Source organism: Pseudomonas cerasi, from assembly GCF_900074915.1.
GTDB lineage: Bacteria > Pseudomonadota > Gammaproteobacteria > Pseudomonadales > Pseudomonadaceae > Aquipseudomonas > Aquipseudomonas cerasi.
In genome coordinates this window covers 4,469,533-4,491,153 of record NZ_LT222319.1, presented here as the reverse complement: position 1 = coordinate 4,491,153, position 21,621 = coordinate 4,469,533, and the positions used below count along the sequence as shown (strand labels likewise).

Below are 21,621 nucleotides of genomic sequence, written 5' to 3'. Positions count from 1 at the left end.
CCGTGTTTTCGACTGACTGAATTCGTTCGATTACCGAACGTTTAGTCGATTATCGGATTGTTTGCCCTCGTGCTCAGGCATAACCTCATTTTCATTCCGGCGCAGGTCTTCGCGCTGATCATTGAACGTGATGTTGGGTTCGGAGCACCTCATGGCAGACATTCTTTCTCTACGCGATGCGGTGAAGCAACTGGTCAACGATGGCGACACCGTTGCGCTGGAAGGCTTCACTCATCTGATCCCCACGGCCGCCGGCCATGAAATCATCCGTCAGGGTAAAAAAGACCTGACCCTGGTGCGCATGACGCCTGACCTGATCTACGACCAGTTGATCGGCGCCGGTTGTGCGAAGCGGCTGATTTTTTCGTGGGGCGGCAACCCTGGGGTTGGCTCCTTGCACCGTTTGCGCGATGCCGTTGAAAAACAGTGGCCGCGTGAAATGGAAATTGAAGAGCACAGCCACGCCGACCTCGCCAACGCCTATGTCGCTGGCGCATCCGGTCTGCCGTTTGCGGTGCTGCGCGCTTATGCCGGGTCCGACCTGCCCAAGGTCAACCCGCTGATCAAGACGGTCACCTGCCCGTTCACCGGCGAAGTATTGGCAGCGGTGCCTTCGGTACGTCCCGACGTCACCGTGATTCATGCGCAGAAAGCCGACCGCAAGGGCAACGTGCTGTTGTGGGGCATTCTCGGTGCGCAGAAAGAAGCCGCGCTGGCTGCGAAGCGTTGCATTGTGACGGTGGAGGAAATCGTCGATGACCTCAAGGCACCGATGAATTCCTGCGTGCTGCCAACCTGGGCGCTGAGTGCGGTGTGCCTGGTGCCAGGTGGCGCTCACCCGTCTTATGCGCACGGCTACTACGAGCGTGACAATCCGTTCTATCAGGCCTGGGACCCGATCGCCCGAGACCGGGAGACGTTCACGGCGTGGATCGATGAATACATCCACGGCACCGCAGACTTCAGTGAATTCCAGAGCAAGCTGGCTCGCGCTTCGGAGGCCAAATAATGACTTACTCCACCAGTGAAATGATGACCGTTGCCGCAGCTCGTCGCTTGCGTAATGGTTCTGTGTGCTTCGTCGGCATCGGCCTGCCTTCGAAGGCGGCGAATCTGGCACGTCTTACCTCTGCGCCCGACGTGGTACTGATCTACGAGTCGGGTCCGATCGGCGCCAAGCCCACGGTGTTGCCGCTGTCTATCGGTGATGGCGAGTTGGCTGAAACCGCAGACACAGTGGTATCCACCAGCGAAATCTTTCGTTACTGGCTGCAGGGCGGCCGTGTCGATGTCGGCTTTCTCGGCGCGGCGCAGGTCGACCGTTTCGGCAACATCAACACCACCGTGGTCGGCGATTACCATCATCCAAAAGTGCGTCTGCCGGGAGCCGGTGGTGCGCCGGAGATCGCCGGGTCGGCCAAGTCAGTGCTGATCATTCTCAAGCAGTCGGCGCGTTCGTTCGTCGACAAGCTGGACTTCATCACCTCGGTTGGCCATGGCGAAGGCGGCGATTCGCGCAAGCGTCTGGGTCTGCCCGGTGCTGGCCCGGTGGGCATTATCACCGACCTGTGCATCATGGAGCCGGAAGCCGGCACCCATGAGTTCGTCGTGACCACGCTGCACCCTGGCGTGACCCGCGAGCAGGTTATTGCCGCAACCGGCTGGGCGATCCGCTTTGCCGACACCGTTGTTGTGTCCGAAGAGCCTACTGACGTCGAACTGACGGCGCTGCGTGATCTGGAAGCACGAACCGCTGCGGCTCACGGTCAGGTTGCGGGAGAAGCGTGATGCGTGAAGTATTCATTTGCGATGCGATTCGTACGCCCATCGGTCGGTTTGGTGGCGGGTTGTCTTCAGTGCGTGCAGACGACCTGGCCGCGGTGCCGATCAAGGCGCTGATGGAGCGCAATCCGTCGGTCAACTGGGAAGAAATCGACGAAGTGTTCTTCGGCTGTGCCAACCAGGCCGGTGAGGACAACCGCAACGTTGCGCGCATAGCTGCTCTGTTGGCCGGGCTGCCGGAAAGCGTACCGGGCGTCACCCTCAATCGCCTGTGTGCTTCCGGAATGGACGCCATCGGCACCGCTTTCCGGGCCATCGCGTCAGGTGAAATCGAGCTGGCAATCGCCGGAGGCGTCGAGTCGATGTCTCGTGCGCCCTTCGTGATGGGCAAGGCCGATGCCGCGTTTTCGCGCAACATGAAGCTGGAAGACACCACCATCGGTTGGCGCTTTATCAATCCGGCGATGAAAGCGCAGTACGGCGTGGACTCAATGCCCGAGACCGGCGACAACGTTGCAACCGACTTCAGGATTTCTCGAGCCGATCAGGACGCTTTCGCCCTGCGCAGCCAGCAACGCACTGCCGTTGCCCAGGCTGCGGGCTTTTTCGAGGAAGAGATCGTGCCGGTGCGGGTCGCGCACAAAAAGGGCGAAACCATTGTCGACAAGGATGAGCATCCGCGTGGCGATACCAGTCTGGAAACCCTGAGCAAGCTCAAGCCGGTCAACGGCCCGGACCGCACAGTGACTGCCGGTAATGCGTCCGGGGTCAACGACGGTGCTGCGGCGCTGATTCTAGCGTCGGCCGAAGCGGTGAAAAAGCATGGCCTGACACCCCGTGCCCGCGTGCTTGGCATGGCCAGCGCGGCGGTTGCACCTCGGGTGATGGGCATTGGCCCGGTGCCAGCGGTGCGTAAACTGGTCGAGCGGCTGGGCCTGGCGGTGACCGATTTCGATGTCATCGAACTCAATGAAGCATTTGCCAGCCAAGGTATTGCGGTACTACGCGAACTGGGACTTGCAGACGACGCGCCGCAGGTCAATCCCAACGGCGGGGCAATTGCCCTTGGCCATCCGCTGGGCATGAGTGGCGCGCGGCTGGTGCTGACGGCGCTGCATCATCTGGAGAAAACCGGCGGGCGCAGAGGCCTGGCAACCATGTGCGTCGGCGTCGGGCAGGGGCTGGCGCTGGCCATCGAGCGGTAAGCCCTCCCGTTTCAACCTGTTGTCCAGCAACCCGGATCGTTTGTCTGCCTCCACGAAAAGGCGGGCCGATGATCCGGGTTGTTGTTCGTCCGGGCACTGGATGTTCAACCCTGCCGATTTTTGCTGGTGGCTGAATTGCTCTGACTTATTGTGCTCGATTAAAGACGGTGTTACAGATTGTTTCTTATGGACAGTTCTGCTTGGGGAAAATAATGACTACAACATCAAAAGCACCGCATTACACCGGCGAGGAGCGAAGCAAAAGAATTTTCGCCATTGTCGGTGCTTCATCAGGCAACCTGGTCGAATGGTTCGACTTTTATATCTACGCCTTCTGCGCGATTTATTTCGCACCAGCTTTCTTTCCTTCCGATGATCCGACCGTTCAGTTGCTCAACACTGCAGGTGTGTTTGCCGCTGGCTTTCTGATGCGTCCGATTGGCGGCTGGCTGTTTGGTCGTGTCGCAGACAGACATGGTCGCAAGAACTCCATGCTGATTTCGGTCACCATGATGTGTGCCGGATCATTGATCATTGCCTGCCTGCCGACCTATGCATCGATTGGTGCCTGGGCGCCGGCCTTGTTGCTGATGGCGCGCCTGCTGCAAGGCCTGTCGGTGGGTGGCGAGTACGGCACCACGGCCACTTACATGAGTGAAGTGGCGTTGCGTGGCCAGCGTGGCTTTTATGCTTCGTTTCAGTACGTGACTCTGATCGGCGGGCAACTGCTGGCGGTGTTGACGGTGGTCATCCTCCAGCAATTCCTGACCACCGAAGAGTTGCGTGACTACGGCTGGCGCATCCCCTTCGTGATCGGTGCCGCCGCAGCGGTCATCGCCTTGCTGCTGCGTCGCACCCTCAACGAAACCACCACAGCCGAAAGCCGGCAGGACAAGGACGCCGGCAGTATCGCGGCACTGTTCAAGCATCATGCCGCAGCCTTCATCACAGTGCTGGGTTACACCGCCGGTGGCTCGCTGATTTTCTACACCTTCACGACCTACATGCAGAAATACCTGGTCAACACCGGAGGCATGGAAGCCAAGACCGCCAGCTACATCATGACCGGCGCGCTGTTTCTGTACATGTGCATGCAACCGTTTTTCGGCATGCTCGCGGACCGCATAGGCCGTCGCAATTCGATGCTTCTGTTCGGTGCGCTGGGTACGCTGTGTACAGTACCAATCCTGATGACGCTCAAGACCACCACCAACCCGTTCATTGCCTTTGTGCTGATTACCCTGGCGCTGGCGATCGTCAGCTTCTACACCTCGATCAGCGGGCTGGTCAAAGCCGAGATGTTTCCACCTCAGGTTCGCGCACTGGGCGTGGGGCTGGCGTATGCGGTGGCCAACGCGGTGTTCGGTGGCTCGGCTGAGTGGGTTGCGCTGAAACTCAAGAGTGCCGGGATGGAGAACAGTTTTTACTGGTACGTGACGGCCATGATGGCGGTAGCGTTCCTGTTCAGTCTGCGCTTGCCCAAAGAGCCCAAGTACCTGCATCAGGATCATTGATCGCAGGGTTTGTTTCGGCCACAAAAAAACCACCTGATCAGGTGGTTTTTTTGTGTGCCGCTGTCAATCAGAACAGCTGAACCGAAGGCTTCTCCTTGGAGATGGTTTCGGTCTGTCCGGTTCTTTCATACCAGCCGCCGCCGAGGGCCTTGTACAGGTTGACCTCGCTGGTCAGCTGCGACAGGCGATCGGTGATCAGCGTTTGCTGCGCACTGAACAGCGAGCGCTGGGCGTCGAGGAAGGTCAGGTTGCTGTCGATGCCGATCCGGTAGCGACGCTCGGCCAGACGGTAGTAGTCCTGGTTGGCTGCGACGAAGTCGCGTTGCGCCTGGAGCTGCTCGTCATAGGTCTTGCGTGAAGCCAGGCCGTCGGACACTTCCTGGAAGGCGGTCTGAATCGCCTTCTCGTAGTTGGCGACGCTGATTTCCTTCTGGATTTTCGAGTAGTCCAGGCTGGCGCGCAGGTTGCCGGCGTTGAAGATCGGGATGTTGATGCTTGGCTGGAACAGCCAGGCACCCGATCCGCCCTTGAACAGGCCGGACAGCTCGCTGCTGCTGGTCCCGGCACTGGCCGTCAGGCTGATGCTCGGGAAGAACGCTGCACGTGCCGCGCCGATGTTGGCGTTGGCCGCCTTGAGCGAGTGCTCGGCCTCCAGAATGTCCGGACGACGCTGCAGCAGGTCTGACGGCAGGCCTGCCGGCATTTCGGTCAGCATGTCGGAATCGAGCAAGTGGCTGGCCGGCAGATTGTCAGGCAGGCTGGTGCCGAGCAGCAGCACCAGGCTGTTCTGATCCTGGGCAACCAGGCGCTGGTACTGGGCCAGTTTGGCGCGCGCGCTTTCGACGGCGGTGCGCGACTGGCTCAGGTCCAGTGCCGAAGAAACGCCGACTTCGCTGGCACGCGAGGTCAGACGGAAGCTTTCTTCGTAGGTCTTCAGGGTGTCCTGCGTCAGCTTGAGCAGTTCCTTGTCGGCCTGCCAGGTCATGTAGGCATTGGCGACGCTGGCCACCAGACTGATCTGGGTGCTGCGACGCGCTTCCTCGCTGGCGAAGTAGGTCTCCAGCGCCTGCTCGCTGAGGCTGCGGACCCGGCCGAAGAGGTCCAGCTCGTACGAGCTGACGCCCAGGCTGGCCGAGTAGCTGCTGGTGATGCCGGACTGACCGGTTTGCGACTGGTCGGCTGGCACGCGCTGACGTGTACCGCTGCCGGTGGCCGAAACAGCAGGGAACAGGTCCGAGCGCTGGATACGGTACTGGGCGCGGTAAGCGTCGATGTTCAGCGCCGCAACCCGCAGGTCACGGTTGTTGAGCAGTGCAGTCTGAATCAGCTGTTGCAGCGCCGGGTCATTGAAGAAGTGCCGCCAGCCTTGTTCCGCGGCGGCCATTTTGGCGCCTTCGACCGGCGAGTACGCCGGCCCTTGCGGATATTGTGCGGCGACCGGTGCTTCCGGCTGCTTGTAATCGGGGATCAAAGAGCAGCCGCCGAGAATGAACGCGGTAACTGCAAGTGAGATCAATGACTTGCTCATTGGCCAGCCTCATCGTGTGAAATATGTTTCTGCTTGCTCTTGAAGAGCCCCGAAACCGTTACGAAGAACAGGGGCACCCAGAAGATCGCCAGAATAACTGCGGTGATCATACCGCCAATTACGCCTGTACCGATCGAATGCTGACTGCCCGAACCTGCGCCCGAGGAAATCGCCAGCGGTACAACGCCGAGGATGAAGGCCATGGAGGTCATGATGATCGGGCGCAGACGCATGCGGCAGGCCTCGATCGCCGAGTCGACCAGGCTCTTGCCCTGTTCGTGAAGCTCTTTGGCGAACTCGACGATCAGAATGGCGTTTTTCGCCGCCAGACCTACCGTCACCAGCAGCCCGACCTGGAAAAACACGTCGTTGGACAGACCGCGCAGGCTGGTTGCCATCAGTGCACCGATAACCCCCAGTGGCACCACGAGGATGACCGCGATCGGAATCGACCAGCTTTCATACAGCGCCGCCAGACAGAGAAACACTACCAGCAACGACAGGGCATACAGGGCAGGGGCCTGCGATCCGGACAGGCGTTCCTCGTAGGACAGACCGGTCCACGAAATGCCGATACCTTGTGGCAGCTTCTTGGCCAGCGCCTCGACTTCAGCCATTGCCTCGCCGCTGCTGTAACCAGGGGCGGGAGTACCAAGCACTTCCTCTGCCGCCACGCCGTTGTAGCGTGACAGTTTCGGCGAGCCGTAGGACCATTTGCCGCTGGCGAAGGCCGAGAACGGCACCATCTCACCCGCGCTGTTGCGCACGTACCATTTCTTCAGGTCTTCAGGTGTCATACGCGCACCTGCATCGCCCTGGATGTACACCTTCTTCACACGGCCACGGTCGATGAAGTCGTTGACGTAGCTGCCACCCAACGCGATGGACAGGGTGTTGTTGATGTCCGACAGAGTGATGCCCAATGCACTGGCGCGCTCATCGTCGATGATCAGTTGGTACTGCGGTTCGTCGTTCAGTCCGTTCGGACGTACGCCCGCCAGAATCTTGCTCTGTGCGGCCATGCCGAGGAACTGGTTACGCGCTTCCATCAGCTTGTCGTGACCCACGCCGCCCTGATCCTGCAAGTAAACGTCGAAGCCGGTGGCGTTACCCAGTTCGAGTACCGAAGGCGGGACGACCGCAAACACCATCGCGTCGCGCAGGCTGAAGAAATAGCCCTGAGCCCGTTTGGCCAGTTCGAAGACGCTGTTATTGGAATCACGCTCCTCCCACGGCTTGAGCATCACGAAAGCAATCGCCGAGCTTTGACCGCGGCCCGCGAAGTTGAAGCCGTTTACCGAGAACACCGACTTCACTGCGCCGCTTTCCTTGGTCAGCAGGTACTCACGCATCTGATCGATGACTTCCTGCGTACGCGCGGTCGAGGAGCCGGCCGGTGTCTGGATCTGGGCGAAGATAACGCCCTGGTCTTCTTCGGGCAGGAACGCAGCCGGAATGCGCATGAACATGAACACCATGCCCGCACAGATCAGTATGTAACCCAGATACGCAGGCCACTTGTGCTTGAGCATGTTGCCGACGCCGCGCTCGTAACTCAGAACGCTGCGGTCGAAGGTGCGGTTGAACCAGCCGAAGAAACCACGTTTCGGTTGCCCGTGCTTCTCGTGATCGATGGGCTTGAGCATGGTGGCGCACAGCGCCGGGGTGAAGATCAGCGCAACCACGACCGACAGGGCCATGGCCGAGACGATGGTGATCGAGAACTGCTTGTAGATCACCCCGGTGGAGCCGCCGAAGAACGCCATTGGCAACAGAACCGCCGAGAGCACCAAGGCAATACCGACCAGCGCGCCCTGAATCTGAGTCATGGATTTGATCGTGGCGTCGCGCGGGGAGAGCTTTTCCTCCTCCATGACCCGCTCGACGTTTTCCACCACGACAATCGCATCGTCCACCAGCAAGCCGATGGCCAGCACCATACCGAACATGGTCAGGGTGTTGATGGTGAAGCCGAAGGCCGCGAGGATACCGAACGTACCCAGCAAGACCACCGGAACCGTCATCGTGGTGATGATGGTTGCGCGGAAGTTCTGCAGGAACAGGTACATCACCAGGAACACCAGCACGATCGCTTCGATCAGGGTGTGCACCACGCCGTTGATCGATTCGCTGACCACCGGTGTGGTGTCATACGGGTACACGACTTTCATGCCAGGCGGGAAGAACGGCTCCAGCGAGGAAACGGTCGCGCGGATGGCCTTGGCGGTGTCCAGTGCGTTGGCGCCGGTGGCGAGTTTGATGGCCAGACCGGAAGCCGGTTTGCCGTCGAACTGCGAGTCGGTGCTGTAGTTCTCTGCGCCCAGGCCCACGGTGGCGACGTCTTTCAGGCGAACCTGCGAGCCATCGGTGTTGACCTTGAGGAAGATATTGCCGAACTGCTCGGCGGTCTGCAGACGGGTCTTGCCGATGATCGTGGCGTTCAACTGCTGGCCGCTGATCGATGGCAGGCCGCCCAACTGGCCGGACGACACCTGAACGTTCTGCGCGGTGATCGCGTCTTTCACGTCCACTGGCGTCAGCTGGAAGTTGTTCAGCTTGGCCGGATCGAGCCAGATACGCATGGCGTACTGCGAACCGAACACCTGGAAGTCACCCACACCGGAGGTCCGCGAGATCGGGTCCTGCATGTTCGACACGATGTAGTTGGCCAAGTCTTCCTTGCCCATGCTGCCGTCTTCCGACACCAGGCCGATCACCATCAGGAAGTTCTTCACTGCCTTGGTGACGCGGATACCCTGTTGCTGCACTTCCTGCGGCAGCAGCGGGGTGGCGAGGTTGAGCTTGTTCTGTACCTGCACCTGCGCCGTATCCGGGTTGGTGCCCTGATTGAAGGTCGCCGTGATGGTCATGCTGCCGTCGGAGTTACTTTCCGAGCTGACATAACGCAGGTTATCGATACCGTTGAGCTGTTGCTCGATGACCTGAACCACCGTGTCCTGCACCGTCTGGGCAGACGCGCCCGGATAGGTGACCTGGATACCGATGGCAGGCGGTGCGATGCTCGGGTACTGATTGATCGGCAGGCTGGAAATCGACAGCGCGCCGACCAGCATGATCACGAGGGCAATAACCCAGGCAAAAATGGGTCGATCAATAAAAAATTTCGACATGGGTTACTCCCCTTTGCTGCCTGCGGCTTTATCAGTGGCCGGGGCAGGTGCCGGGTTTGCTCCTTTGACGTTGGTCGCTTCGGCGACTTTCACTTCGGCGCCGGGTTTGACGTACTGCAAGCCTTCGGTGATGACACGATCGCCTTCCTTCAGGCCGTCTTCGATCAGCCAGTCGCTGCCCACGGTGCGATTGGCCACCAGCGTACGCATTTCAACCTTGTTGTCCTGATTGACGACCATGGCGGTCGGCGTGCCTTTCAGGTCGCGGGTCATGCCTTGCTGCGGTGCCAGAATGGCTTTCGAGTTGACGCCAGCCTGCAATTGGGCGTGAACGAACATGCCCGGCAGCAGACGGTGTTCAGGGTTCGGGAACACGGCACGCAGGGTCACGGAGCCGGTGGTCTGGTCAACCGACACTTCGGCGAATTCCAGTTTGCCTTCCTGGCCGTAGACGCTGTTGTCTTCCAGTGTCAGCTTGACCTTGGCGGCGTTGTCGCCGGCTTTCTGCAGCTTGCCGCTGTCCAGATCGCTGCGCAGCTTGAGCATGTCGGCAGACGACTGCACCACATCGACATAGATCGGATCGAGCTGCTGGATGGTTGCCATCGCGTCGGTCTGCGCGCTGCTCACCAATGCGCCTTCAGTCACCGCAGAGCGACCGATACGGCCGGAAATAGGGGCCAGCACCTTGGTGTAGCGCAGGTTGATCTGGGCGGTCTGCAGGCTAGCCTGAGCTTCCTGGGTGGAGGCCAGCGCCGTGTCGTATTCCTGACGGCTTACCGCTTGCTCGCTGACCAGTTGCTTGTAGCGGTCGGACATCGACTTGGCGGACTGCAGGGTGGCCTTGGCGCTGTTGGCGTTGGCCTCATAGACAGCCGGGTCGATCTGATAGAGCTGCTGACCGGCTTTGACATCGCCACCTTCGGTGAACAGACGCTTGAGAATGATGCCGTTGACCTGAGGGCGAACCTCGGCGACGCGGAAGGCGGTGGTCCGGCCTGGCAGCTCGGTGGTCAGGGTATACGGCTGTGCTTTGATGGTAACGACGCCTACCTGAGGGGTTTGCGCAGGCGGGGCGGCCTGTTCCTTCTTGCTACAGCCACTGAGCAGGGTTGCCAGGGCGACGGCAGTGACCAGAACGGTAACAGCTGGCTTGAATTGCATGAAGATCCTCGGGGCAGGAGCCTGTTATCTCAACAGTACGTTGAAGTGTAAAAAAATATTTCGGCTAGATAAGTAGCATGCTAAGGAATATACTTACATTCGCGGCTGTTTGTAAACACCGCAATGCGCATTCGGCCACTATTCAGGGAGCCGGGAGCCGATTCGGGACAAGGCGAGACAAATGCCGCCCGGCCATATCTCAAGGCATGACGCAAGACGCGTGCCTGAGGTGAATTTTTTGAGGTCTTATTGCCATGGTTCGTCGCACCAAAGAGGAAGCTCAGATCACTCGCAGCCAGATCCTGGAGGCTGCCGAGCAGGCTTTTTATGAGCGAGGCGTCGCCCGCACCACGCTGGCCGATATTGCGACGCTTGCCGGTGTGACGCGAGGCGCCATTTATTGGCACTTCAATAATAAGGCCGATCTGGTGCAGGCCATGCTCGACAGTCTTCAGGAGCCTCTCGACGAAATGGCGGAGGCCAGTCAGAGCGAGGACGAGGAAGACCCGCTGGGCTGCATGAGAAATCTGTTGATTCACCTGTTTCATGAACTCGCACTGGACCCGAAAACCCGTCGCATCAATGAAATCCTGTTTCACAAGTGCGAGTTTACCGACGAGATGTGTGATTTTCGTCGTCAGCGCCAGGACAACGCCATACAGTGCCACGACCGTATCACCCTGGGGCTGAACAATGCCGTACGCCAGGGACAATTGCCCAAAGGGCTGGACACGGCCCGGGCTGCAGTGGCCCTGTTTGCTTACGTCAATGGCATCATCTATCAGTGGCTGCTGGTCCCGGACAGCTTCTCGTTGCCCGCAGAGGCCGAGCAACTGGTCGACGTGTGTCTGGACATGCTGCGCTTCAGTCCGACGTTGCTGATCAATGGCACTCGCTCAACGACTGGCGTCTGACTGAACATGACCGGCGGCACCGCCGGTTCCGCCTGCCAGCGACTCTGTGCAGAGCCTAACTCCAATTCGTGCCTCTTATATAGCGGGTTTACCGATCGTTTATCGGTATTCATGGATTGCGCTCGCCGTGCAAGCATCGGCGAGCGTTGATCTGACAAGATATTGTAGGAAGCAGGTAGGACATTTCCTGATACATGTAGCTGATTTCCCAAAGTAAATTCCGAGTATTGCTCCGCAGGAAAACTCCCTTCACTCTTCGCCCCCTGAAAGAACAGAAGAGAGGAAAGTTGCATGTTTTTGCCGGATCTTGCGCTTATGTGCCCTGAAATCATCGCCAGTTACGTTGATGTCCAATCGGGCGGGCAGGGCCTCGGCTACCCCATGAGCGGGGAGATTTCCGGGCTGATCAAAACCTGTGAAGGGCATGCACGCACGCGCAAAAACCTGACTTCCGCGAATAATGGGAGGGCGGAGCATGTCGGACACTGCAACTGACGCTGTGAGGTTATTGGCCAGGATCACGCAACAATCCGAGCGTGTGGCCATGGATTCCGTATTGGGCACACCGGTCATTCGATTGGGGTTGATCACCACGCTGTATTTTCGCAACGGCCACAGCGTGGAGATGAAGCGTCGCGTCGAGGCCTGTTTTTCGCGCTTCTATGACGCGTTCAAAACGAAACTCAAATGGCAACTGTTCAAACGCATGCGGCGCCTGAGCGGCACCGGGTTTGCCTCGACCCGGCGTCAGATTGTCGAGAGTCCGCCAGACGAGCAGTTCATCTGGTCTATCGCCAGTGCGACTCAGGCTGAAGTCGCCACCTACAGCCTGTTTGTGATGAACACCTCAGAGGGGCAGGCCGACAACGATCGATCGTGTCTGAAAATGGTCTTGCCCTGGTCGTATCTGACCGAGCCCGAGGGGTTGAAGCATTACGAGAACTGGATCAGGTACCTCAGCAGCGAACTGCAGGCCGAGCACGGCTTTGGTGGTCTTGCCTGCGTGTTGCCGTGTGACGGTCATCAGTATTTGCCTTGGGAATATCGGCTGGCTCAGGATTACAGCGGGCTGATGGTCGACCCCGGCCCGCACATTGAAAGCCTGCGCCTGCTGGACCGTATCAAGGGCGTCAGTTGGTACACCGTGCTCGGTGATGCGTTCGTCAGGCAGTTGGGAGGCAGTGACAAAATGCGCGGCGAGATGAGTGCACACAGCGAGATCGTGTTCCACACCTACCGCAACGGCCTGATCATTCGCGCCGGTGAGGTGCCCGAGCTGGGTGGGCGAGGGCTGCCGCCGCCAAAGCCTTATGTGACGGTCAACAGGATGATCAAGCCAATCCGCTTGCAGGACACCGGCAATCTTCATCCCTACCTGGCTCCAGGAATTGGCTTTACCGATGAAACCACTGCGCAGTGGTATGCGCGATTCGATGAAAAGCCGCTGCCGCCGGTCGATGCCGGGCAAGTATGCCCTCGCTCAGGCAGCTGGTTCAGCAGCGCTCAGTCAGGCTCCCGTCGACACTTCGATGAGGGCGAACTGATGCCTGCGTTTGCCCATATAAAGAGCAAGAAAACGCAGTGGTTCTGGGCCGGGATGCCTTCCTGAGCCCGAGAAGCGAATCAGTCCCGTCCTCGCAATAGCGTATTGGGCATCACTGCGGCTGCCGCAAGGCCGAGCAGCGAAATGGCCGCGCTGGTGATCAGCAGGTTTCTAAAGGTCAGTGCCAGTTCGGCGCGCAGGGTCTCCAGCGCGGGTCCGGTGGCCGCGTTCAGACTGTCGAGCAGGACGTTGCCGGAGCTGCCTTCGCCACCCAGCGCCCCTGCACCGAGTTGACCGACGCCGGTGTGCTGCAACATGGCCAGCAGCAGCGCCGACATCAGTGCCACGCCCACGGCGCCACCCAGCGAGCGGAATAGATTGGTCGTGCTGGTGGCCACGCCCATATCCCGCGGCTGAACCGAATTCTGAGTGCCCACCAATGAGGTGGGGAACTGCATGCCGGTCGCAACCCCCGTGAGAATCATGAACAGGCTCATCACTATCAGCGATTGCGGCGGCGTGAAGGCCATGCCCAGAATCGCAATCGGCATCAGCAGCGCACCGGTCAGGATAAGCGGCTTGTAGCGCCCGGTATGCGCGGTGCGTCGCCCGGCGAAATAGGCACCCATCGGCATGCCGATCGCCAGCGGAAGCAAGTGCAGGGCGGCGCTGTCTGCTCCGCCACCGGTGACGGTCTGGTAACGCAGCGGCATCAGGACAATCAGGGAGATGGCCTGAAAGCTGGTGAAGAACACGGTGCACCAGCACAGCACCGCGCTCTTGTTGGTGAACAGATGCATGGGCAGCAAGGGTTCGGCCGTGCGACGTTCATAGCAGACGAAAATAGCCAGTGTCAGCAGGGCGGTGCCCAGTAACAACTGAACCTCGGTATCGTCCAGACCGTGCCCTTGGCCAATCTCGGTAATCCCCAGCAGCAGCGCTGTCAGGCCGATGATCATCAGCATGGTACCCAGATAATCGATAATCGGCTTGCGTTGCGGTACTGGCAGGCCGACGAGGGTCCGATACGCGACGATCAGCGCGGCGGCCCCCAACGGCAGATTGATCAGAAACACCCAGCGCCAGGACAGGTATTCAGTCATCAGGCCACCGAGTACCGGCCCGGCGACGCTGGCCACGGCGTACATGCTGCTGAAGTAACCCTGATAACGGCCGCGCTCACGAGGTGGAACGATGTCGGCGATGATCGCCTGGCTGACCGAAACCATCCCGCCCGCGCCGATACCCTGAAGGACGCGCGCCAGCACCAGTTGTTCCATGCTTTGCGCCAGGCCACAGAACAGCGAGGCCAGGGTAAAAATCCCCAGTCCGAACAGCATCAGTTTACGTCGCCCGTAAAGATCGCCGAGCTTGCCGTAGATCGGCACAGCCACGGTCAGCGACACCATATAGGCGGAAATAACCCACGCCAGTAGATCGATGTCCCTGAACTGGGCGGAAATGGCAGGCATCGAGACCGCGACGATGGTTTGGTCCAGCGCGCTGAGCAGGACTGCCATCATCAACGCAAACAGGATGCTACGAATGGCCGGAGGCGTATGAGTAAGACTGGTCAAGGCAAAACCTGATGGCAGTGTTGACCCGCCGCAAGTGTGGCGGGAGAGTCTGGCCAGTCTAATCCGATAGCTTGCTAATCGATAGGTGCCTTTGCGGAATGGCGATGCAATTCACGCTGTGCGCGCCTCATCGCAAGGCGCTGAAGGTGGCATCGGTTGGCACGCAATGGCCAAACGTACAGCTGGAGACATAAGGGGCCTGGCGCGCCAGTTCGTTACGATAGGCGCCGGCGGTGTAGACGGCCAATACCGCCAGAGCTCCTGCGACAACCATGCATTTTCTTGTTATTGCTTTCATGACGCACTCCTTACCTCGGCTACAGAGCAGTTTGAAAGAACTGATTAGAGTGTAGGACAAGGTTGGGTTTTGCGTCGGCTGCCGTTATCGCTGGATGCCGCATGTCGGACGAACCGGAAGACGCGCTAGAATTCGCGCTTTGACGTATTGGCAGGGTTGAGACACATGGCACGCAAGGAATACAACGGGTTTGAAGTGGTCTCGGCAGTGATGCCGTCCGAGCAGGGTTATAACGCGGCGATTGCCGTAAAGGCGCTGGGTGCCGGCGGCGCACCGCGCTTCCATGCGCTGCTGCCGGACCAGAAATTCAAGACCGCCGATGATGCCGACGTGGCCGCTGTGCAAGAGCTGCAGCGGCTGGTCGATATTGATGCAGAGGGCGAACCGGTCTGGGCTGACGCCTGATCAGGCGCCTGGGCGGAACATCTTGAACAGCGCTTCCGGGCCAAGCTGGAAGTAATCCGCCGGGCCGCCGCCGCGCAGAATCGGCTCGGCGGCGGCAGTGTCGTAAACGCCGTCCTTGAGCAGTGACTTGTCGATGTGCACCGCCACGACCTCGCCCAGAATCAACCAGCTGGGCACCAGTTCCTTGTCGGCGCGTTGCAACTGAATGATCTGCGTGACCTTGCACTCGAACGACACCGGCGTTTCGAGTACACGCGGCACCGAGACGATCTGCGAGGCCAGTGGTGTCAGGTTTGCCAGCTCGAATTCGCTGACATCCGGCGCTACCGGTGCGCAGCTCTGGTTCATGGCTTCGGCCAGCGAGCGGGTCGCCAGGTTCCAGACGAACTCGCCGGTCTGCTCGATATTATTGAGGCTGTCCTTGCGACCCACGCTGCAGAACCCGATGATCGGCGGCACGTAGTTGAACGCATTGAAGAAGCTGTAAGGTGCCAGGTTGAGTTTGCCGTGGGCATCCTGCGACGAAATCCAGCCAATCGGGCGTGGGCCTACAATCGCGTTGAACGGGTCGTGCGGCAGGCCGTGACCCTTGGAAGGCTCGTAGGAGTGAATAGCGTCTGACATGCTCGGTTCCTGATGGGCTCAATAATGGATGTCAGCATAGTGCTGCGCATTTGCAGAGGATGCCAGAGCAGTTCGCGTGTTTCACTCTGAGCTAGACATGAAGAAGCCCGACATTGGCCGGGCTTGGGATGTTGCGTGAGCGATCAGCCCAGACGATTGGCGCCTACGCGATCTGCACCGTCTGCCGCAAGACGATTGGCACCGACGTGGTCTGCACCATCGGCAGCCTGACGGTTGGCACCGACGCGATCTGCACCATCAGCGGCCAGACGATTGGCACCGACGTGATCGGCGCCGTCAGCAGATACGCGGATCGAGCCGACGTTGGTATGTTTGGTACCGCCTTCAGCAACGAGGGTGGCGCTGGACAGGTCGCTTTGAACGTGGGTGACTGGAAGTGCAAATGCGCTGGAAGCCAGAACAGAGATAGCCAGGCCAAAGATCAATGTGTTGGTTTTCATGATGATGTCTCCAATGAGTGTCGGGTGAGTTGTCATCCCGGTATGGAGGCAATGCTACGCGCCAGCGGATTATTAAGAAGTTAATAGGATTGCTAGCGATCATCGCTGAAAATGATAGTTGGCTGTAATGCTCTGGTTTCGGGCCTTTCAGGCGGGATTGCATTATTGTGGTGCAATTCTTGAAAAGTCTTGTAATAAAGGCCCTTGACAAATTAAAAGTACAGTTAATTCAAGCGTTTATTACTGAAAGTTGGCCAAATGATGCACCGCCCTGTAACACTCTGTTGCAGGTCGTGGATGTAATTGATTGTTTTGTAGCGGCTGATGTATCGATGCGGACGATGATATTGATCGTTGTAAGCGAGCTTGATGACTCTCGTGCCTTGGCAGAGTCCTCAGCGTTATACACAGGTCTCGATAAGCCCGAAAAATGGAGTGAACGGGGCGGCGATCCCCATTGCTCACGAAGAGTCAGTCATAACGCTCTATTTCTGGAGGTTGTACTGGCCTCTTCGCGAGCAAGCTCGCTCCTACGAGATTTATATATAACGATGAGAGCGGAGCCTGGGCACGAGAATCGTCGCAATCCGATCAGTCGGTTTCGATGCGCGAGTGCTTGCGGGTATCTTTCATGAACACATACACCAGCAGCGAGCAGGCGATACAGGCAGTGACGTACCAGTAGTAACCGGTTTCCATACCGATGCTCTTGAACCACAGCGCGATGTATTCCGCAGTACCGCCGAAGATCGATACCGTCAGGGCGTAAGGCAGGCCGACGCCCAGCGCGCGGATCTCGGTCGGAAACAGCTCGGCCTTCACCACTGCGTTGATCGAGGTATAACCGCTGACGATGATCAGCGCCGCCATGATCAGGAAGAACGCACCCCACCATGTCTGAATGGTATGCAGCGTGGTCAGGATCGGTACGGTACACAGCGTTCCCAACACGCCGAACGCAATGAGGATCGGACGACGCCCGACCTTGTCGGACAGCGCGCCGACGACCGGTTGCAACAGCATGAACAGAAACAGTGTTGCCGCTGATATCGACGTCGAGTCGGTGATGCTCATGCCGACGGTGTTGACCAGATACTTCTGCATGTAAGTGGTGTAGGTGTAGAAAGCCAGTGTCCCGCCCATGGTCAGACCGACGACGGTCATCAGTTCCTTGGGATGACGCATCAGCGTGCGCATCAGGCTTTCCTTGGGCTTTTCCTTCTTCTTGCGCGTGAACGATTCGGTTTCTTCCATGCCACGACGCAGGAACAGCGCGACGATTGCGCACAGGGCACCGATGACGAACGGGATGCGCCAGCCCCAGGCATACAGTTGCTCGGTGGTCAGCGTCTGTTGCAGCACGATCAGCACGCCCAGTGCGATGAGCTGGCCGGAAATCAGCGTCACGTACTGAAAGCTGGAGAAAAAGCCGCGACGTTCCTTGGTGGCCATTTCGCTGAGGTAGGTGGCGGACGTGCCGTATTCACCGCCGACAGACAGCCCCTGCAGCAAGCGGGCGAACACCAGCAGGATCGGAGCACCGACGCCGATGCTTTCATAGCCTGGTGTCAGGGCAATGATCAGCGAGCCGAAGCACATCAGCAGCACCGAGGCCATCAGCGCAGCCTTGCGCCCTTTGTAGTCGGCGTAAAGCCCCATCAACCAGCCACCGATGGGCCGCATCAGAAAGCCGACGGCGAAGATCGCGGCGGTGTTGAGCAGCTGTGCGGTGGTGTCGCCCTTGGGAAAGAAGGCTTTGGCGAAGTACAGCGAGAAGGCGGCGTAGACGTACCAGTCGTACCACTCGACCATGTTGCCGACCGAGCCACTGAAAATCGATTTGAGACGGCTGGAGGTGGTTTTCTGGCCAGCAGCAGTAGCAGCCGACCCATGGGAGGCGGGATTGGAGGTTTCCATGGTGTTCCTTGTTTTCATTATTTTTGGAAGGAGGCATTGGGTGCCCTACCTGTTACATAGCAGGAGCTGTGCCACACCATGAGGGCTTGTTCTAGAGCCGTCGGGAATCTTTGATGAGCAATAATCCGCTTATCTGCCCGGTTGAGGTAAGCGGATTCTTGCCGATGGGAGCGCTCGCAGCAGGGCGTTCTGGTCGATTGCCGACAGAAGACCGCTCAAGCGCTCAGTCTGGAGGAGAGCAACAGCGCCGCCATGACGATGCTCAGCGTGCCGATGATCACCATGATCGTGTGCCTTGCATAAAACTGCCGAATCCTTTGCCGGATAGGCGCTGTTTGAAACAGGTAGCGATAAGGCGACACGGCGACCCACAGCACCGCCAGCACCAGATAAGCCAGAAGTGTCCGCGGACCGTCGAGCACCTGGACAAGGCCCAGAAACAAAAAGGGGAGGCCACGCCGCAAGACCAGCGCCTGGGCACCGGGCCAGCTCAGCACCTTGGGCAGTAACTTGCTGCTCAGCCACGCATCGGCTGGCTCTGCCAGAACCATCAGCGGACGCCATATGCAGATGAAGATGAAGAAGCCGACGGTTGTCCAGAGCGGTGACAGGAATAGCACGAGGACCCGCGTTCCCGGATCGTACTCCACACCTTCAGGCGCCAGCGGGGGTGCCAGCAACGCCAGCAGAAACGCGCCTATGTAGACCCAGATGAGCGGCGTGAAGTCGCTCTGCTCACGCATGAGCTTCCAGGCGCTCAGGTCCGCTTTGGGGTAGCGCTTGAGGACGTCGGGGTAGTGAACGGTCAACTGCTCCTGAATATGCGCGCAGGCGTTCCACACCGAAGCGTCTTGCTTGACTGCGGTACGGATCCGCGCGGCCAGACGTGGCGGCTTGAACATCAAGTGCGCGGCCTTGCCTTCGGCAGTGCTCGGTTTGGCATCGAGCAGGCGTTGCAGATGCTCGGCATACTCCACTTCTTCGTATCGCTGGCGCAGCGCCTGCCAGAGGTCTTCGGGACCGGGGTGGAGGTTTTGCTGCAGGTTCCAGCCAAATACCGCGCGCGTCTGTTCCAGCAGGTCAGAGGTCACAGGGTGGCTGGCAATCAGCAAGACCATGCACCTGCATTGCAAATGCTCGCGACGCTCCAGTTCTGTCAGCCAGGGCTGTTGTTCCAGCGCCCGAAGTTCTTCAATGAAGCGCGCATGCTGCCCGTTTTCGATGAGTGCGCTGAACGCTTCGAACGCCTCGCGCAATATCGCCTCTGCCAAGGCGTGCTGCTGGTAGCTGCTGATATGAATGCTTTGCCATACCGTCAGCCAGCGCAAATGCTGAAATGCAGCTTTGATCAACTCGACACGGCGCGCCGAGTCGTTCAGGCACTCCAGCAGCAACAGTTGTTGAAAGCGCTCCGCCTGTCCGTGCTCCATGGCGATCTGCTGTTGCTCGGGCAGATTCTGCGCAGTGGTCTGCCTGACCTGTTGAAGCCAGTCCATGCCATCGGGCTGCTCGATAACAGTCGTTGTCAGGAGGGGGGCAGGCGAGGGCTCAGGCAAAGGCTGGCGCAGCATGACGGGCGGGTCATCTTCGTCCGCGCGTGATCGTGCCAGCTGCAGCGCCTCTTCATAGGCATCACGCAGATTCTGGAAGGCTGCCGGGTCTTCATCAGGACGGTTGACCTTCAATAACCGGGCATATTGTCGTTTGATGCTGCGCTCGTCGGCATCGTTATTCAGCTCAAGTACGGACCAACAGTCGATCATCTTGCGCCCTGCTCGAACGTGTCGACTTCCTGTTTGAGTTGCTTGCGAATTTCGCTGATCTGCCGCTCGTCCTGTGTCTCCAGCACATGCTGAAACTGGCTGGTCCAATGATCGATAAGTTCTCGATCACTGCCCAGGCATTCCTGGTACAGGCGTTCAAGTCTGGCGATCAGGTGAGTGTTGGCCTGCTGTTCGCGTGGATGGACTTTGAGCGCTTCGAGTACCTGAAGGCGTTCCTGTATTTCATCAGGCGTCATCACGCCAGGGTTGTTTTCGATAACCAGCTTGTGACGTTCCCCGGTCAGCTGTGTCATCACATCGGCCTCCAGCAGGCCGTTGTTGTCATAGGTAAAGCGCACATCCAGCGCTACTTCGCCGGCCTTGGCCTTGGGGATCGGAATGATGAGCTCACCCAGCGCAATGTTGTCCTTGACCATGCGACTTTCGCCCTGAAAGATCCGCACCATGACGTGTTCCTGATCATCACTGACGGTCTGAACTGTTTTTACCCGGCTGACCGGTACGACGCTGTTGCGTTCGATAATGGGCAGGTAATGACCGCTTTCATAGCGATTGGCAATTTGCGCGATGGTCTCGATTCCCAGCGTGTAAGGGCATACGTCGGTTAGGACGATCTCCTCCAGCGCTGCGTCCCGCTGCTTGAGCGCCGCTTGCACCGCGGCGCCCTGTGCGACGATTTCATCAGGGTTGAGTGCAATGGAAGGGAAGCGCCCGAACAGGCTCGCGGCAAGCTTGCGGATCAGTGGCATCCGCGTTGTGCCGCCCACCAGCAGAATCTCATCCAGATCGGCGACGCGTATCCTCGCGTCTCGAAGCGCACGCTCGGCCGGAGCGCGCAGGCGGTTAAGCAGGGGCGCATAAAAATCGCTCATCTGCTCTTGAGTAATGGTCTTGCGCCATTCCCTCTCGGCGTGACGCAATACGAAGTCGGCACTTCCGTCCTGACCCAAAGCCCTGCGCACTCGCTCGGCTTCGCGCCGCAAGGCCGGGGCAATCAGCTCCGTTGACGGGAAGTCCGGCTCATCGCGGTGCAGGTTCACGAAGTGCTCGACCATGACCTGGTCGAAATCTTCACCCCCCAGAAAGTTGTCGCCCGCACTGGCACGCACTTCCATCACGCCGTCGAAGAGTTCGAGGATCGAGATGTCGAACGTACCGCCACCCAGATCGAAGACCAGAAACGAAGTTTCGCCTTCCTTCTGGTGAAGGCCATACGCGAGTGCCGCCGCTGTCGGCTCGTTGATGAGCTTCTCGACCTTGAGCCCCGCCAGCTCTCCGGCAATACGCGTGGCTTTACGTTGAGCGTCGCTGAAATAGGCCGGAACGCTGATCACCGCTTCCGTGACAGGCTCGCCAAACGCGCGCTCGACATCGGCTTTCAGGCTTTTGAGGACCAGCGAGGACAACTCTTCCGGGCGGTAAGTAGCACAGCCCAAGCGAATTTCCTGGGCACTGCCCATGTAGCGTTTGAACAGGGCCGTGGTTTTTTTCGGGTGAGTCTGCAGTCGTTCGCGGGCCGCCTTGCCGACCAGAATCTGCCCGTCATCGTCCAGCCCGACAACGCTGGGGGTGAGAGTTTCACCCAGTGCGTTGGTCACCAGTTCACTGCTGCCGTCGCGCCATACAGCCACCAGGCTGTTGGTGGTCCCCAGATCAATACCAACGATCATCTCGAAAATGCTCCCTGCTCTAAGAGTGTTGCGATGTTTTGCGTGATTCTGAATCAAGGCAACCGGTGTTGTCTTGGTTTTATGCGTGGGAAGTGCCGGGGTTC

Annotated in this window: 18 protein-coding genes; 8 read left to right on the top strand and 10 right to left on the bottom strand. The window is 59.0% G+C overall.

The window, feature by feature from the left end; translation table 11 throughout:
* The first annotated feature begins 151 nt into the window (after window positions 1-151).
* The 4 genes from PCPL58_RS22285 (at window position 152) to PCPL58_RS22270 (ending at window position 4,501) form a co-directional block, all read left to right on the top strand.
* Complete coding sequence (locus PCPL58_RS22285; protein ID WP_003363839.1) at window positions 152-1,009, top strand: CoA transferase subunit A; 858 nt, start codon at window positions 152-154, stop codon at window positions 1,007-1,009.
* Entirely contained in the window at window positions 1,006-1,788 is a 783-nt protein-coding gene (locus PCPL58_RS22280; protein ID WP_170846028.1) for a CoA-transferase subunit beta, read from the top strand. The genes PCPL58_RS22285 and PCPL58_RS22280 overlap by 4 nt, the downstream gene beginning before the upstream one ends.
* Window positions 1,788-2,987: a 3-oxoadipyl-CoA thiolase gene (gene pcaF / locus PCPL58_RS22275; protein WP_065350466.1), complete on the top strand. Its 1,200-nt coding sequence runs from the start codon at window positions 1,788-1,790 to the stop codon at window positions 2,985-2,987. Before PCPL58_RS22280 ends, pcaF begins: the two co-directional genes overlap by 1 nt.
* A 212-nt stretch (window positions 2,988-3,199) precedes the next feature.
* On the top strand, window positions 3,200-4,501 hold the full coding sequence (locus PCPL58_RS22270; RefSeq protein WP_065350465.1) for an MFS family transporter: 1,302 nt from the start codon (window positions 3,200-3,202) through the stop codon (window positions 4,499-4,501).
* 67 nt (window positions 4,502-4,568) lie between these two features.
* Here the strand turns inward: PCPL58_RS22270 and PCPL58_RS22265 are convergent, their stop codons facing one another.
* From PCPL58_RS22265 to PCPL58_RS22255, 3 genes are read right to left on the bottom strand one after another with little or no spacing between them, the layout of a single operon-like run.
* A complete protein-coding gene (locus PCPL58_RS22265; RefSeq protein WP_003431378.1) occupies window positions 4,569-6,029 on the bottom strand; it encodes an AdeC/AdeK/OprM family multidrug efflux complex outer membrane factor in 1,461 nt (486 codons plus the stop codon).
* Window positions 6,026-9,160, bottom strand: coding sequence for an efflux RND transporter permease subunit (locus tag PCPL58_RS22260; protein WP_044308897.1), 3,135 nt, complete (start codon window positions 9,158-9,160; stop codon window positions 6,026-6,028). Before PCPL58_RS22260 ends, PCPL58_RS22265 begins: the two co-directional genes overlap by 4 nt.
* Before the next feature lie 3 nt (window positions 9,161-9,163).
* On the bottom strand, window positions 9,164-10,324 hold the full coding sequence (locus tag PCPL58_RS22255) for an efflux RND transporter periplasmic adaptor subunit (protein WP_065350464.1): 1,161 nt from the start codon (window positions 10,322-10,324) through the stop codon (window positions 9,164-9,166).
* Window positions 10,325-10,578: 254 nt separating this feature from the next.
* Between PCPL58_RS22255 and pmeR the strand changes: the two genes are divergently transcribed.
* From pmeR to PCPL58_RS22240, 3 genes are all read left to right on the top strand, one after another.
* On the top strand, window positions 10,579-11,238 hold the full coding sequence (gene pmeR / locus PCPL58_RS22250; protein ID WP_065350463.1) for an auxin-lysine conjugate-binding transcriptional regulator PmeR: 660 nt from the start codon (window positions 10,579-10,581) through the stop codon (window positions 11,236-11,238).
* Window positions 11,239-11,529: 291 nt separating this feature from the next.
* Window positions 11,530-11,733, top strand: a complete 204-nt coding sequence (locus PCPL58_RS22245) for a hypothetical protein (RefSeq protein ID WP_003363818.1) — start codon at window positions 11,530-11,532, stop codon at window positions 11,731-11,733.
* Window positions 11,714-12,847: a DUF3396 domain-containing protein gene (locus PCPL58_RS22240; protein WP_032609153.1), complete on the top strand. Its 1,134-nt coding sequence runs from the start codon at window positions 11,714-11,716 to the stop codon at window positions 12,845-12,847. Before PCPL58_RS22245 ends, PCPL58_RS22240 begins: the two co-directional genes overlap by 20 nt.
* 14 nt (window positions 12,848-12,861) lie before the next feature.
* On the opposite strand, the gene PCPL58_RS22235 is transcribed toward PCPL58_RS22240, so the two are convergent.
* A complete protein-coding gene (locus PCPL58_RS22235; protein WP_065350462.1) occupies window positions 12,862-14,358 on the bottom strand; it encodes an MDR family MFS transporter in 1,497 nt (498 codons plus the stop codon).
* A gap of 127 nt (window positions 14,359-14,485) precedes the next feature.
* Window positions 14,486-14,656: a hypothetical protein gene (locus PCPL58_RS31590; protein ID WP_164989056.1), complete on the bottom strand. Its 171-nt coding sequence runs from the start codon at window positions 14,654-14,656 to the stop codon at window positions 14,486-14,488.
* A 165-nt stretch (window positions 14,657-14,821) separates the two neighbouring features.
* Between PCPL58_RS31590 and PCPL58_RS22230 the strand changes: the two genes are divergently transcribed.
* On the top strand, window positions 14,822-15,061 hold the full coding sequence (locus PCPL58_RS22230; protein ID WP_065350461.1) for a hypothetical protein: 240 nt from the start codon (window positions 14,822-14,824) through the stop codon (window positions 15,059-15,061).
* Here PCPL58_RS22230 and PCPL58_RS22225 read toward each other — a convergent pair whose 3' ends face one another.
* The 5 genes from PCPL58_RS22225 to PCPL58_RS22205 form a co-directional block, all read right to left on the bottom strand.
* Entirely contained in the window at window positions 15,062-15,685 is a 624-nt protein-coding gene (locus tag PCPL58_RS22225; RefSeq protein WP_065350460.1) for a flavin reductase family protein, read from the bottom strand. It abuts the gene before it with no gap.
* Between the two features lie 143 nt (window positions 15,686-15,828).
* Window positions 15,829-16,146, bottom strand: coding sequence for a hypothetical protein (locus tag PCPL58_RS22220; RefSeq protein WP_003363807.1), 318 nt, complete (start codon window positions 16,144-16,146; stop codon window positions 15,829-15,831).
* 591 nt (window positions 16,147-16,737) lie between these two features.
* Complete coding sequence (locus PCPL58_RS22215; RefSeq protein ID WP_003363806.1) at window positions 16,738-18,063, bottom strand: MFS transporter; 1,326 nt, start codon at window positions 18,061-18,063, stop codon at window positions 16,738-16,740.
* A gap of 215 nt (window positions 18,064-18,278) precedes the next feature.
* Window positions 18,279-19,826, bottom strand: a complete 1,548-nt coding sequence (locus PCPL58_RS22210; protein ID WP_065350459.1) for a J domain-containing protein — start codon at window positions 19,824-19,826, stop codon at window positions 18,279-18,281.
* Window positions 19,823-21,517: a molecular chaperone HscC gene (locus tag PCPL58_RS22205; RefSeq protein WP_065350458.1), complete on the bottom strand. Its 1,695-nt coding sequence runs from the start codon at window positions 21,515-21,517 to the stop codon at window positions 19,823-19,825. The genes PCPL58_RS22210 and PCPL58_RS22205 overlap by 4 nt, the downstream gene beginning before the upstream one ends.
* Window positions 21,518-21,621 lie beyond the last annotated feature (104 nt).

Coding starts and splice junctions, on each gene's coding strand:
- PCPL58_RS22285 (WP_003363839.1), top strand. CDS start 152: ATGGCAGACATTCTTTCTCTACGCGATGCGGTGAAGCAACTGGTCAAC.
- pcaF (WP_065350466.1), top strand. CDS start 1,788: ATGCGTGAAGTATTCATTTGCGATGCGATTCGTACGCCCATCGGTCGG.
- PCPL58_RS22270 (WP_065350465.1), top strand. CDS start 3,200: ATGACTACAACATCAAAAGCACCGCATTACACCGGCGAGGAGCGAAGC.
- PCPL58_RS22265 (WP_003431378.1), bottom strand. CDS start 6,029: ATGAGCAAGTCATTGATCTCACTTGCAGTTACCGCGTTCATTCTCGGC.
- PCPL58_RS22260 (WP_044308897.1), bottom strand. CDS start 9,160: ATGTCGAAATTTTTTATTGATCGACCCATTTTTGCCTGGGTTATTGCC.
- PCPL58_RS22255 (WP_065350464.1), bottom strand. CDS start 10,324: ATGCAATTCAAGCCAGCTGTTACCGTTCTGGTCACTGCCGTCGCCCTG.
- pmeR (WP_065350463.1), top strand. CDS start 10,579: ATGGTTCGTCGCACCAAAGAGGAAGCTCAGATCACTCGCAGCCAGATC.
- PCPL58_RS22245 (WP_003363818.1), top strand. CDS start 11,530: ATGTTTTTGCCGGATCTTGCGCTTATGTGCCCTGAAATCATCGCCAGT.
- PCPL58_RS22240 (WP_032609153.1), top strand. CDS start 11,714: ATGTCGGACACTGCAACTGACGCTGTGAGGTTATTGGCCAGGATCACG.
- PCPL58_RS31590 (WP_164989056.1), bottom strand. CDS start 14,656: ATGAAAGCAATAACAAGAAAATGCATGGTTGTCGCAGGAGCTCTGGCG.
- PCPL58_RS22230 (WP_065350461.1), top strand. CDS start 14,822: ATGGCACGCAAGGAATACAACGGGTTTGAAGTGGTCTCGGCAGTGATG.
- PCPL58_RS22225 (WP_065350460.1), bottom strand. CDS start 15,685: ATGTCAGACGCTATTCACTCCTACGAGCCTTCCAAGGGTCACGGCCTG.
- PCPL58_RS22220 (WP_003363807.1), bottom strand. CDS start 16,146: ATGAAAACCAACACATTGATCTTTGGCCTGGCTATCTCTGTTCTGGCT.
- PCPL58_RS22215 (WP_003363806.1), bottom strand. CDS start 18,063: ATGGAAACCTCCAATCCCGCCTCCCATGGGTCGGCTGCTACTGCTGCT.
- PCPL58_RS22210 (WP_065350459.1), bottom strand. CDS start 19,826: ATGATCGACTGTTGGTCCGTACTTGAGCTGAATAACGATGCCGACGAG.
- PCPL58_RS22205 (WP_065350458.1), bottom strand. CDS start 21,517: ATGATCGTTGGTATTGATCTGGGGACCACCAACAGCCTGGTGGCTGTA.